General features: G+C 39.9%; 11 protein-coding genes. 9 read left to right on the top strand and 2 right to left on the bottom strand.

Going from position 1 to position 13,782, the window contains the following annotated elements; all coding sequences use genetic code 11:
- Positions 1 to 51: 51 nt before the first annotated feature.
- Positions 52 to 1,113: an NAD(P)-dependent alcohol dehydrogenase gene (locus tag WKH56_RS23680; protein ID WP_028414678.1), complete on the bottom strand. Its 1,062-nt coding sequence runs from the start codon at positions 1,111 to 1,113 to the stop codon at positions 52 to 54.
- Between the two features lie 197 nt (positions 1,114 to 1,310).
- Positions 1,311 to 1,571: an HPr family phosphocarrier protein gene (locus WKH56_RS23675; protein ID WP_063247471.1), complete on the bottom strand. Its 261-nt coding sequence runs from the start codon at positions 1,569 to 1,571 to the stop codon at positions 1,311 to 1,313.
- Positions 1,572 to 2,508: 937 nt separating this feature from the next.
- Here WKH56_RS23675 and iolE point away from each other — a divergent pair.
- The 9 genes from iolE (at position 2,509) to WKH56_RS23630 (ending at position 13,681) form a co-directional block, all read left to right on the top strand.
- On the top strand, positions 2,509 to 3,402 hold the full coding sequence (gene iolE / locus WKH56_RS23670) for a myo-inosose-2 dehydratase (protein ID WP_063247470.1): 894 nt from the start codon (positions 2,509 to 2,511) through the stop codon (positions 3,400 to 3,402).
- 20 nt (positions 3,403 to 3,422) lie between these two features.
- Positions 3,423 to 4,841, top strand: a complete 1,419-nt coding sequence (locus WKH56_RS23665; protein WP_045290907.1) for a sugar porter family MFS transporter — start codon at positions 3,423 to 3,425, stop codon at positions 4,839 to 4,841.
- Positions 4,842 to 4,863: 22 nt separating this feature from the next.
- Positions 4,864 to 5,721 carry a 2-keto-myo-inositol isomerase gene (gene iolI / locus WKH56_RS23660; RefSeq protein WP_048019445.1) on the top strand — a complete coding sequence of 286 codons (858 nt, stop codon included), beginning with the start codon at positions 4,864 to 4,866 and terminating at the stop codon, positions 5,719 to 5,721.
- Positions 5,722 to 5,767: 46 nt separating this feature from the next.
- Positions 5,768 to 6,607, top strand: coding sequence for a class II fructose-1,6-bisphosphate aldolase (fba, locus tag WKH56_RS23655; RefSeq protein WP_048019647.1), 840 nt, complete (start codon positions 5,768 to 5,770; stop codon positions 6,605 to 6,607).
- 380 nt (positions 6,608 to 6,987) lie between these two features.
- Positions 6,988 to 7,743 carry a DeoR/GlpR family DNA-binding transcription regulator gene (locus tag WKH56_RS23650; RefSeq protein ID WP_048019446.1) on the top strand — a complete coding sequence of 252 codons (756 nt, stop codon included), beginning with the start codon at positions 6,988 to 6,990 and terminating at the stop codon, positions 7,741 to 7,743.
- A gap of 596 nt (positions 7,744 to 8,339) precedes the next feature.
- Positions 8,340 to 10,262, top strand: coding sequence for a 3D-(3,5/4)-trihydroxycyclohexane-1,2-dione acylhydrolase (decyclizing) (gene iolD, locus WKH56_RS23645; RefSeq protein ID WP_048019447.1), 1,923 nt, complete (start codon positions 8,340 to 8,342; stop codon positions 10,260 to 10,262).
- Between the two features lie 95 nt (positions 10,263 to 10,357).
- On the top strand, positions 10,358 to 11,176 hold the full coding sequence (gene iolB / locus WKH56_RS23640) for a 5-deoxy-glucuronate isomerase (protein ID WP_048019448.1): 819 nt from the start codon (positions 10,358 to 10,360) through the stop codon (positions 11,174 to 11,176).
- A 15-nt stretch (positions 11,177 to 11,191) separates the two neighbouring features.
- Positions 11,192 to 12,199 carry a 5-dehydro-2-deoxygluconokinase gene (iolC, locus tag WKH56_RS23635; protein WP_048019449.1) on the top strand — a complete coding sequence of 336 codons (1,008 nt, stop codon included), beginning with the start codon at positions 11,192 to 11,194 and terminating at the stop codon, positions 12,197 to 12,199.
- 24 nt (positions 12,200 to 12,223) lie between these two features.
- Entirely contained in the window at positions 12,224 to 13,681 is a 1,458-nt protein-coding gene (locus WKH56_RS23630) for a CoA-acylating methylmalonate-semialdehyde dehydrogenase (RefSeq protein WP_048019450.1), read from the top strand.
- The last annotated feature ends 101 nt before the right edge of the window (positions 13,682 to 13,782 follow it).

Raw genomic sequence — 13,782 nt, 5'->3', positions numbered from 1 at the left:
AGAAATAAAAAGCGGGCAGCTAATCCAATTAGCTGCCCGCTTTTTTAAAACTTATAGTGTAGAAATGTCAATAACAAATCGATAGCGAACGTCGCTGCGAAGAACGCGCTCGTACGCTTCGTCTACTTGATTTGCATCAATGACTTCAATCATAGGAGCAACGCCGTGTTCAGCCGCAAAATCAAGCATTTCTTGTGTTTCACGAATGCCGCCTACAAGTGAACCAGCAATGCTGCGACGTCCCATGATAAGAGAGAATACGCTGTATTGATCTGGGTTAGCAGGTGCGCCCACGTTAACAAGCGTTCCATCTACGCGAAGTAAAGATAAATATTGATCCACGTTTAAGTTAGCAGATACTGTGTTTAAGATAAGGTCAAAACGACCAGCTAATTCAGTAAATGTCGCTTCATCACTTGTTGCAAAATAATGATCCGCACCAAAGCTTAGCGCTTCTTCTTTTTTATTGTTAGAACGGCTCAATACCGTCACTTCAGCACCCATTGCATGTGCAAATTGAATCGCTACATGTCCAAGGCCGCCCATTCCCACGATCGCCACTTTTTTGCCAGGGCCAGCATTCCAGTGCTTTAACGGAGAAAATGTTGTAATCCCTGCGCATAGAAGTGGACTTGCTGCATCCATACTTAAGTTATCAGGAATACGAACAACAAATCCTTCTTTTACGACGATTTTTTGGCTGTAGCCGCCGTATGTACGGTTTCCGTCGTAATCCAATGAATTGTACGTTTGAACAACGCCTTTTGTACAGTATTGCTCGTCACCGTTCACACAGTACTCGCACTCTCCGCAAGAGTCAACGAAACATCCAACGCCTACGCGATCGCCAACCTTGTATTTTGTTACGTTTTCGCCAACCGCTTCAACCACTCCTGCGATTTCGTGACCAGGAACCATCGGGAACATCCCGCCGCCCCACTCATCAAATGCACTATGAATATCAGAGTGACAGATACCGCTAAACTTAATATCAATTAAAACGTCGTCTGCTCGCAGTTCTCTGCGTTCAATTGTCGTATTTTCAAATTTTGCCTTTGCGTGCGGTGCACTTAAAACACGTGATGTTGTTGTATGTTGATGATTATTACACATAAGTAAAAACACAATCCTTTCGTATTAAACATAACCAGTTGCTACTACATTTGCATTCACTGACTACGCTTGATGTATTTAAAAACTACAATACTAGCTTAAACGTTAAAGTCGACTTTAAAGCAAGAGTTTTTTGAAAAAAATTTCGTTCTATGACTTTATGAAAAAAGGAAAGGAAGGAATAGCATGGCAGCTTTCTATCTATGTTTAGTTAAAAGAAATTCTTCAAGGGTGCGAGCGGCAGCTTGTTCATCAACTCCATTTGTCAGCAGTGTTATTTCATCTCCTTTCTTAACAGCCAAAGCCATTACCTTCATAATGCTTTTTACACTTACACATTTTCCGTCTTTCCCAAGAAAAATATCACTTTGAAACGAACACGCTTCGCGTACAAACAAAGCTGTATGTCTAGCTAGAAGTCCACCGGAAAGTTGCACCGTTATTCTTTTAATTAGCATAGTGTTTCCCCTTTTTTGTATTTTAAAAACTATAAAACTAGCTTAAACGTTAAAGTTAACTTTAAGGCAAGGGGGAATTTGGATAAAAAGTGGAAAGGGAAGAAAGGATAAGCCTACCGTTAATGCACATAGTGATCCTGTTGTTAGTACGAGGGAATTTGAACGAAGTGTAAAGCCGATTTTAAAGGAGAGTTCTCGTAAATCTTTTTGTTGGATGAGCAAAACACGTAAGAAGAGACCCTAAAAAAGAAAGAAAAATGATGAAATACTAAGCAAATGAGAAGATTTGCCTCTTTTAACAGATATGTGTACGTTTTCATGCGGAATGTTTCCGTTTCCACTGACTTTGTCAAACAGCAGACAATTGTTGATAATAGAGCTATATAAGAGCCGAAGGGGACGATAAAATGAAAAAATCTATTTCAAAAGTAGAGAAGTTCATAACTGAATTTAAAACGTCAATGACAAGCTACGGAGAAGCAATTATAAAAGTAAAAGGAAACTGATTGTAAAAAGATGCAGGTTATTTTTTATAAATCTATTCCATAAATTCATACTAAATAATCATACTATTAAAATAAGAAATATATCTTTGCTCATAAAAGCTTTGTCTATTGTTGAAGTAACAGTAGATAAAGCTTTTTGTGTGGTTACATAAGTGGATATGATATCTTTTATAACTAGCATTTTTAGAAGGAACAAGCTTTTAGACAGTTGCAGTGTATAAAAAATTCTGAAATTTTATTATTGACTGAAAGCGTTTTTAATATTAATATTAATTCAAACTTAACCAATATTTAACCAACACATAACAAACGAGTTTTTTTATTTACAAATGAAATCGATTTCATTTGTAAAGTTATAAGATTGGTAAGTTTTATCACTATCTGTTGCTAGTGAGGCAGCATTACACAATAAGGGGAAAAGAGGAATCAAAATGGGAAACGAAAATATTCTGTGGGGAATTGCTCCAATCGGGTGGAGAAATGATGATATTCCTGAAATTGGTGCAGAAAACACATTGCAGCATCTGTTAAGCGATATCGTCGTAGCGGGCTTTCAAGGAACGGAAGTGGGAGGTTTTTTTCCTGAACCAAGCATATTAAACAAAGAGCTTGAGCTGCGAAATTTAAGAATTGCAGGTCAATGGTTTAGCAGTTTTATCATTCGTGATGGGATAGAGGAGACGTCAAATTTATTTCACAAACATTGTCAGTATCTGCAGGAAGTACATGCTGATGTGGCGGTCGTATCTGAGCAAACTTACAGTGTTCAAGGGATTGAAAGAAATGTTTTCGCTGAAAAACCTTATTTCAGTGATCAAGAATGGGAAGCTTTATGTGCAGGATTAAATGAGCTGGGAAAAATCGCAGCAGAATACGGTTTACGTCTTGTCTATCATCACCATATGGGAACAGGTGTACAAACATTAGCTGAAGTTGATCGGTTATTGGAAGGAACGGATGCAAATCATGTTCATCTTTTATATGATACGGGACATATTTACGTTTCTGACGGAGACTATATGGAGCTATTACATAAACATATAGATCGTATTAAACACGTTCACTTTAAAGATGCAAGAAGAAATGTGCTGGAGCAGTGCAAAAAAGAAGGAAAGTCATTTTTACAGTCGTTTCTAGCCGGTATGTTTACCGTGCCGGGTGATGGGTGTGTAGATTTTACAAACGTGTATAAAGCGTTAGTTGATTACAATTACAAAGGATGGATTGTAGTGGAGGCGGAACAGGACCCTTCTATTGCACATCCATTGGAATATGCTTTAATGGCCCGAAAGTATATTAACGAAAAGTTAGTTATTCATTCTTAAAATAAGACGGGGGAATTAGCATGGGTAAACAGGGAAATCAACATTCATTTTTACGTACGATCATTTTAGTTTCTACGTTTGGTGGACTGCTTTTTGGATATGATACAGGAGTTATTAACGGGGCCCTTCCTTATATGTCTGAATCTGATCAATTGAATCTCAACTCTTTTACTCAAGGTCTTGTAACGAGCGCTCTGTTATTTGGTGCTGCGTTTGGTGCTGTAGTAGGCGGCAGGCTAGCAGATTATAACGGGCGTCGTAAAACGATTCTGTATCTTGCCATTCTATTTTTTGTTTCCACAATTGGATGTACAATTTCGCCAAACGCAGCCGTTATGATTCTTTGCCGTTTTCTATTAGGACTTGCTGTAGGGGGCGCATCTGTTACCGTACCGACATATTTAGCAGAAATGTCACCAGCTGAAAGCCGGGGGAAAATGGTAACTCAAAATGAACTTATGATTGTTACTGGTCAACTTCTTGCCTTTACGTTTAACGCGATTATCGGAAATATGCTAGGAGAAAACCCTCACGTTTGGCGATATATGCTGCCAATCGCTGCCATTCCAGCTGTCTTTTTATTCTTTGGCATGCTTAGAGTACCAGAAAGTCCACGCTGGCTTGTGTCAAAAGGGAAAAATAACGAAGCGCTAACGGTTCTTCAAAAGATACGGGAAAGTAAAAGAGCCAAATCAGAGCTGCAAGAGATTGAGAGCGCTTACGAACAAGAGGCAAAAATGGAAAAAGCAACGTTTAAAGACTTAACAACTCCGTGGGTTCGAAGAGTCGTTTTCCTTGGTATTGGAATTGCTGTTGTACAGCAGATTACCGGCGTAAACTCCATTATGTATTACGGCACTGAAATTTTAAAAGACGCAGGTTTTCAAACAGAAGCTGCTCTTATTGGAAATATCGGAAATGGAGTCATCTCCGTTTTAGCCACGTTTGTAGGAATTTGGCTGCTAGGTAAAGTTGGACGCAGACCAATGCTTATAACAGGATTGGTAGGGACGACTACTGCCCTGCTGCTGATTGGTATATTTTCTCTTGTATTTGAAGGGTCTGCGGCACTTCCATATATCGTATTAGCACTAACGATTACGTTTCTCGCGTTTCAACAAGGAGCTATATCTCCGGTAACGTGGCTAATGCTTTCAGAAATTTTCCCTTTACGATTAAGAGGCTTAGGGATGGGTGTTACCGTATTTTGTCTGTGGGGAATTAACTTCCTTGTAGGTTTAACGTTTCCTGTTTTATTGGCCAGCATTGGCTTATCCACTACGTTTTTTGTCTTTGTTGTACTCGGCATCGGAGCGATTTTATTTGTTAAAAAGTTTTTGCCGGAAACAAAAGGGCTTACACTTGAAGAACTGGAACAAAGGTTCCGTAGCTATGATAATGAAGACGCTGACGTCATGAATGACAATAAAATTATTTAAGTAAAGAATGGAGAGAATCATTATGAAACTATGTTTTAACGAAGCAACAACATTAGAAAATTCAAATCTTGTAAAGGACCTTGAGTATTGCAACAAGCACGGATATGATTATATCGAAATTCGCACAATGGATAAACTCCCTGAGTATTTAGAAAGTCACTCAATGGATGATTTAGCGCAGTTTTTTAATACAAATCATATTAAGCCGCTAGCGCTGAACGCTTTAGTTTTCTTTAATAACCGCGGTGAAAAAGAGTACCAGGAAGTGATAGAAGAGTTTAAGAGTATGCTAGAAACCGCTCAAAAGATAGGCGCTCAGTATATCGTAGCCGTTCCTTTAGTAACAGAACAAAAAATCGTAAAAGCAGAGATTAAAAATAGCTGCGTACAAGTGTTGAATGAATTATCGGAATTGGCTGAACCTTACGGAGTTAAAATCGCCGTTGAGTTTGTAGGTCATCCTCAGTGTACGGTTAATACGTTTGGTCAAGCGTATGACATTGTGCAAACTGTGAACCGAGATAACGTAGGATTAGTACTTGACTGCTTCCACTTCCATGCGATGGGATCAAAACTAGAAGACTTAAAACAAGCGGATATTTCTAAAATATTTATTGTTCATATTGATGACACGGAAGATTTTCCTATTGGCTTCTTAACAGACGAAGACCGAGTATGGCCAGGTCTAGGAGCAATTAATTTAGATGCTATTTTCTCAACATTAAAAGAAAAAGGCTATGATGACGCGGTATCTGTAGAGCTATTCCGACCTGAATATTATCAATTAAACGCGGAAGAAGCAATTAAGACGGCTAAAGAGACAACCATTAAGGCTATCTCGGAATACTACAGCTTTCAAACAACAAAATCATATTCATGATAAGGAGTGTCAGTCAGTGACGTTAGTATCTTCAAAACTAGTATCAATGAAAGATATGCTTCAAGCAGCTAAAAAAGGAAACTATGCGGTTGGTCAGTATAATATTAACAGCCTGCAGTGGGCACAGGCTATTTTACAAGCTGCCGAAGAGGAAAAAGCCCCTGTCATTGCGGCCGTTTCAGACAGGCTTGTGGACTATTTAGGCGGATTTAAAACCATTGTAGGCATGATGGAAGGCTTGTTAGAGGAAATGAATATTACAGTTCCTGTTGCGCTTCACTTAGATCATGGTATGAGTGTAGAAAGATGTAAAAAAGCTATCGACGCTGGATTTAGCTCGGTCATGTTTGACGGTTCTCATTACCCAATTGATGAAAATATTGCCATGACTAAGCAAGTAGTAGACTATGCTGCTGCTCAGTATGTCTCCGTTGAAGCCGAAGTTGGAACAGTCGGAGGGATGGAAGACGGACTTGTTGGCAACATCGTGTACGCTGATCCCAGTGAATGTCTGCGTCTTGTAAAAGAAACGGGAGTCGATGCTTTGGCGGCCGCTTTAGGATCAGTTCACGGACAGTATCAAGGTGAACCGCAGCTGGGCTTTGATGAAATGAAGGAAATAGCTGACTTAACAGATGTACCGCTGGTTTTACACGGCGGTTCCGGTATACCAAACTATCAAATTCAAAAAGCAATAGCTCTTGGACACGCGAAAATTAATGTGAACACCGAGTGCCTTCAGGCCTGGACGCGTGCGGTTCGTCACACGTTGGAAAGGGACAGTGACGTGTATGATCCCCGAACCATTCTTACACCGGGAAAACAAGCGGTAATGGCGACTGTAAAAGAGAAAATGAGAGAGTTTCATACAAGTCATAAAGCTTAATAAAAAAGAGGCTGGAATAAAAACATTACAGTTGAAGCAAGATCCGAACGATGAATGGAGATTCTTGATAGAAAATCCAGCTCGTTCGGATTTTTTTCTTTGGTAGGGTTTTAATCCAATGAGTTGCTTCTAGCTGATGATTGGAGGGCAAGGCGAAGACTCCTGCGGAATGCGAAGCCTTGCATGGAAATCAACAGCGGTGTAACAAACGATCCCTACTAGCTTATGTATCTAACTTGTTTGCCTTTAGCTGGAATTGATGTAGTCATGTCTCAATCTCTCTTTGTTTTAGCGGTTACACTTCTAGAAAATGCCTTTTGTAAAGGTTATAATAGTAAGTAACAAAAAAGCGAAAAGAAAGGTAAACGGGGGAGGTAGAAATGTTAAAAACGAAGCGAATTCAACAAATTCAAGAGTATGTTTTTGAACATGAATCTGTCTCATTAGATGATTTGGTTTCAGTGTTTGAAGTCTCCAAAAACACGATTCGACGCGACGTTCAAAAGTTAGTGGATGAAGGGCATATAAAAAAAGTATATGGCGGCGTAGCTGTTAACCATGTGAAGCTTGAATCATTTAATGAAAGACAAACAAGAAATCAGTTTCAAAAGCGTTTGATTGCCAAAACGGCAGCTCAGTATGTAGAAGACGGAGACGTGATCTTTATTGATTCAGGAACCACTACGTTAGAAATGATTGAATTTCTAAAAGACAAATCGATCACGATTGTTACTAATAGTTTAGACGTTATAGTAAAAGCCTTGCCTTTTGATGCGTTAAAAGTAATTTCTACAGGCGGCTACCTTGAACGTGAAACTCAATCATTTTCAAGTTTTAACCATGCCAACCCTGTAAAAAACTACAACTTTGATAAAGTATTTATGGCTTCTACGGGTATTTCCATATCAAATGGAGTTACCAATTCATCGCCCGTTGAAAGTGAAATTAAAGAAACTGTCATAAAAAGAAGTACGAAAGTGTTTTTATTAGCAGATCATACAAAATTTGATAAGTATGCAATGGTTACGTATTGTCAGTTGCATGAAATTGATTATTTAATTACAGATAAAGTGGACGTCAGCTATCAGCACTATGCAAAAGAAAATGAGATTACGTTTGTCCTTGCGGAAGAATAAATGTTTTTGAGTGATTATACATACGCTTAGACTAAGAGCTAGTAGGCATACAAAAGAAGTATGCCTTTTCTTTTTTCTTCACATCGGGCTTATCTAGAAAGCGATTACAGTGGATAAAAAGATAAACTAACAAAATTTTTAAAAAAGTGTTTACAAAGTAAACTGAATATTATAAACTAGGTTCATAGATAAGAAAGCGCTTTTAAAATTAGATGAAATCGATTTCATCAAACGAAGCTACATGTATAATAAAACTGGTTTTACAGGTAAGACAGAGTATGGAAAAATGATGGGGAAGTTAAAGATGGAGTTTGAAAAATATTTTTTTAACACCAAATGAAATCGATTTCATTTGAAAGTAGAATTTATGATGAATTTTCGAGCTTTTTTCCATCTTTAAGCGTTAAAAAGTGCAGGGGCTGAAAGTATTTGTCTCATCGCTAAATAGCAGCTGAAACAAAGGAAAGAGCTAGGAAGTAAAAGGATAGAACCTCATTTATTATACTAAATGAAATCGATTTCATTTAAAAATGTGAAAAAGGGTAGAAAAATCAATCTGATGGTGATTAATTTCAGAAGATAAGGTAGGAAGGTATATGAAAACGATAAGGTTAACAACTAGTCAAGCTTTAGTAAAATTTCTAAATCAGCAATATGTAGAGTTTGATGGGAAAAAAGAGCGTTTCATTAAAGGAGTATTCACCATTTTTGGACATGGAAATGTGGTGGGGATCGGGCAAGCGCTGCAAGAAAACCCAGGCGAGCTTGAAGTGTATCAAGGTAGAAACGAGCAGGGGATGGCTCATGCTGCAGTAGCCTTTGCCAAACAAAAACATCGAAAGCAAATCATGGCCTGCTCTTCTTCCGTTGGTCCAGGCTCAGCGAATATGGTTACATCGGCTGCGACAGCTACTGCAAACAATATTCCGGTGCTGCTTTTGCCAAGCGATGTGTTTGCCACTCGCCAGCCGGACCCGGTTCTTCAACAAATTGAACAGACGCATGATTTATCTCTTTCTACAAATGATGCTTTCCGGTCCGTCAGCAAGTACTGGGATCGAGTCAGCCGTCCGGAACAGCTGATGTCGGCTATGATCAATGCGATGCGTGTATTAACAGATCCGGCAGATACAGGAGCCGTTACAATTGCGCTGCCGCAGGATGTACAAGGGGAAGCGTGGGATTTTCCAGAAAGTTTCTTCCGTGAGCGTACCCACCTTATTGAACGCCGCGAGCCTTCGCAAGAAAGTATCAGAAATGCAGTAGAGCTGATTAAATCAAAGAAAAAGCCTCTTCTTATTTTAGGCGGCGGCGTTCGTTATTCAGAGGCTGCGGATACATTTGCTGCATTTGCTGAAAAGTTTCATATTCCATTTAGCGAAACGCAAGCTGGAAAAAGCGGTCTTGAAAGCAATCATCCTTTAAATCTAGGAGGAGTTGGCGTAACGGGGAATAGCGCTGCTAATAAAATAGCGCAATCAGCGGATTTAATTATTGGCGTGGGTACACGTTTTACAGATTTCACAACTTCTTCAAAGCTGTTTTACGCTGAGACGGATGTGTTAACCATTAACATTTCTGAATTTCACGCATCAAAATTGGAGGCTACTAAAATTGTCGCGGATGCCAAAGTGGGTCTTGAAGCTCTTTCGTCTGCATTAGAAGGCTATAAATCAGACTATGAAACTGAAATTGAAGAAGCCAAATCAGAGTGGAATCAAGAGCTGGCTCGACTAAAAAATATTGCATACACAGGCGAAGAATTTATTCCGGAAATTAAAGGGCATTTTGATCAAAGCCTGTCGGAGTATAAAGATAGCCTAAGCACCGAACTTGTCCAAACCACTGTGCTTGGTAAAGTAAACGAACTCATTGCACCTGATTCTATTATTACATGTGCAGCGGGAAGCCTCCCGGGTGACCTTCAGCGCATGTGGATCTCAAATGAACGTAATACGTATCACCTTGAATACGGATATTCATGTATGGGCTATGAAATTGCTTCTGCCTTAGGCGCTAAGATGGCTGAGCCGGATAAAGAAGTGTATGCAATGGTAGGAGACGGAAGCTACTTAATGCTTCATAGTGAGCTGGTAACGAGCATTCAAGAAGGAATTAAAATAAATATTGTTCTTTTTGATAATTCCGGCTTTGGCTGCATCAACAACTTGCAGATGGATAATGGAATTGAAAGCTTCGGCACAGAGTTCCGCGTTCGTAACCCGCGGACGGGGCAGCTTGATGGAGATATTATGCGCATCAACTTTGCTCAATCTGGAGCTGCGTACGGAGCCAAAACATACGAAGTGTATACGATGGAAGAACTTGAATATGCCATTGAAGATTCAAAAAAACAAAGTGTTAGTACACTGATTGACATTAAAGTTCTTCCAAAAACAATGACGGACGGCTACGATTCTTGGTGGCATGTAGGAGTAGCAGCTGTATCTGAAAGCTCAAACGTTCAAACGGCGTTTGAAGGCAAAGAAAGCCAGTTACAAAAGGCAAGAAAATATTAATCTTTTAAAAAGCTAGAATATCCAGTTTGCTTGATTAAAGAGTGTCCCTAGCATAAACACGTTAAAAAATAAGAAATAGAAAGGTGTGGAAAGGAATGGCTGATTTAATCGTACCAACACAAACAGCTGACAGTGATGGAAACGTACTAAGCATCACCCCACAATCTGCAGGATGGGAGTACATTGGCTTTGACGTTTACTCATTAAAAAAAGGCCAAAAGCTAAAAAAAAATACGGAAAATCAAGAGATTTGTATTGTGATTTTAACCGGTAAGTCCAACATTTCTACAAAAGAAGAGAAATGGGAAAACATCGGACAGCGAATGAATATCTTTGAAAAAATCCCTCCGTACTCCGTATATGTATCGAATGATGATCACTATGAAGTAGAAGCTGTAACCGACTTAGAAATTGCAGTTTGCGCAGCACCTGGAAAAGGTACATACCCTGCTCGTTTAATTACGCCGCAGGATGTAGGTGTAGAGCATCGCGGAGCAGGAAATATCGCGAGACAAGTCCATAACATTCTTCCAGAACAAAAGCCGGCCGATAGTCTGCTAGTAGTGGAAGTGTTTACGCCGGAAGGAAACTGGTCAAGCTATCCTCCTCATAAGCACGATCAAGACAACTTGCCGCATGAATCGTATTTAGAAGAAACATATTACCATAAAGTCAACCCAGGACATGGATTTGCAATTCAACGAGTATATACGGACGATCAATCTCTAGATGAAACAATGGTCATTAAAGATGGAGATGCAGTCTTGGTTCCTAAAGGGTATCACCCGGTATCTGCGCCTCCAGGTTATGAAGTTTATTATTTAAACGTCATGGCTGGTCCTGTGCGAACATGGAAATTTAATAATAGCAAAGATCATGAATGGGTTATGGAAGAAAAATTAGCATTAAAGTAAGGAGACGACGCGAGTATGAGTTATTTAACATTTGATTCACAAAAGCGATTTGACCTTCTTGCAGTAGGAAGGCTTTGCATCGACTTAAATGCAAATGAATTTAATCGCCCAATGGAAGAAACGATGACGTTTACAAAATACGTAGGAGGATCTCCTGCTAACATCGCCATTGGTCTTTCAAGGCTTGGAATGAAGACAGGCTTTATTGGAAAAGTGTCAGATGATCAAATGGGGCGGTTCAGCACTAGATATTTAAATCAAAATAACATTAACACTGAAGGCATTGTAATTGATCAAACAGGAGCCGTAACGGGACTTGCCTTTACTGAAATTAAAAGTCCTGAAGAGTGCAGCATCCTGATGTACCGTGATAACGTGGCAGACTTAAAGCTCCATCCAACAGAAGTTTCTGAAGAGTATATTAAGCAATCAAAAGCGCTGCTTATCTCTGGAACTGCTCTTGCTAAAAGTCCTTCAAGAGAAGCCGTGTTTCTTGCTCTTGAATATGCGAGAAAACATAGCGTAGTTGTATTCTTTGATGTGGACTACCGTCCGTATACGTGGGAATCAGAAGCTGAGACTGCCGTCTACTATAATTTAGCGGCAGAAAAATCAGACGTAATAATCGGTACGCGAGAAGAATTCGATATGATGGAAAAGCTTTTAAATTATGAAGAATCAAATGATCAAGTTACAGCTGAACGATGGTTTTCCCATCATGCTAAGATTGTCGTAATCAAGCATGGAGGAGAAGGGTCGATTGCTTATACAAAAGACGGCCAGTCTCATCGAGGCGGCATCTTTAAAACGAAAGTGCTTAAAACATTTGGAGCTGGCGACTCTTACGCATCTGCTTTTATCTACGGGTTAATGCAAGGGTTTACAATTCCTGAAGCGATGAGATTTGGCGGTGCTTCTGCTTCCATCGTTATTTCAAAACACAGTTCTTCAGATGCAATGCCAACTGTAGAAGAAATTAAGCAGTTTATGGATACAGCCGAAGAAGTTCTGCAACAAGCGTAATCAAAAATTGAGAGGAGAATGAACATGACACAAACAACAGTAAAAACAGTAAAAAACTATATTGGCGGCGAATGGGTGGATTCATCTACAAGTCTGACAGAACCAGTTTATAATCCTGCAACGGGTGGAGTCATTGCAGAGGTACCTCTTTCCACAAAAGCAGATGTAGATCAAGCGGTACAGGCTGCAAATGAAGCCTTCAAAGGATGGGCAAAAACTGCGGTGCCAAAACGTGCACGTATTCTATTTAAATATCAGCAGCTATTAGTAGATAACTGGGACGAGTTAGCGAAGCTTGTGACGCTTGAAAACGGAAAGAGCTTTAATGAAGCGCGCGGAGAAGTACAGCGCGGAATTGAATGTGTAGAATTCGCAGCGGGTGCTCCTACGTTAATGATGGGAAAACAGCTTCCTGATATTGCAACGGGCATTGAGTCTGGCATGTATCGCTATCCAATCGGTGTTATTGGCGGGATCACGCCGTTCAACTTCCCGATGATGGTTCCTTGCTGGATGTTCCCTCTTGCAATTGCTTGCGGTAATACATTTGTATTAAAGCCGTCTGAGCGCACGCCGCTTTTAGCAGCAAGATTAGTAGAATTATTTGAAGAAGCTGGATTGCCAAAAGGCGTATTAAACATTGTCAACGGCGCGCATGATGTGGTAAACGGCCTTCTTGAACATAAATTAGTGAAAGCAATTTCGTTTGTAGGTTCACAGCCAGTAGCTGAATATGTGTATAAAAAAGGTACAGAAAACTTAAAGCGTGTTCAAGCATTAGCGGGTGCTAAAAACCACTCAATCGTATTACACGATGCAGATTTAAACGTAGCAACAAAACAAATTATCGGAGCTGCTTTCGGTTCAGCAGGTGAACGCTGCATGGCAGCATCTGTCGTGACGGTGCAAGAAGACGTGGCAGATGAATTAATCTCACGACTTGTTCAAGAATCAAACAATATTGTCATTGGAAACGGATTAGAAAAAGATGTTTTCTTAGGGCCGGTTATTCGTGAAAACCATAAAGAACGTACGCTTAGCTATATTGAAGCTGGCGTAGAAGAAGGAGCTCGCTTAGTTCGTGACGGCCGAGAAGATCACGCGGTAAAAGAGAACGGCTATTTTGTTGGACCCACTATTTTTGATAACGTTACACAAGAAATGAAAATCTGGCAAGACGAAATCTTTGCACCGGTGCTTTCTATCGTGCGTGTAAAAACATTAGGAGAAGCAATTGACATTGCTAATAATTCTCGATTCGCAAACGGAGCTTGTATCTATACAGACAGCGGCGCAAGCGTACGTGAGTTCCGTGAAAATATTGATTCAGGCATGCTAGGAGTGAACGTAGGGGTGCCGGCACCTATGGCGTTCTTCCCATTCTCAGGCTGGAAAGACTCTTTCTATGGCGATCTTCATGCCAACGGTACGGACGGCGTAGAGTTTTATACAAGAAAGAAAATGGTTACGGCACGCTACTAAGAATTTACTTATCGTACGATGGGATACTAGCGACATTTGCTAGTACCCTGTAGTACAATCGTATAAAAAAATAAAAGTCGGTTTTTGCGTCGCAACAAAAT

The sequence above is a fragment of the Priestia sp. SB1 genome (assembly GCF_038898415.1).
This window is presented reverse-complemented; position numbering and strand designations above follow the sequence as displayed.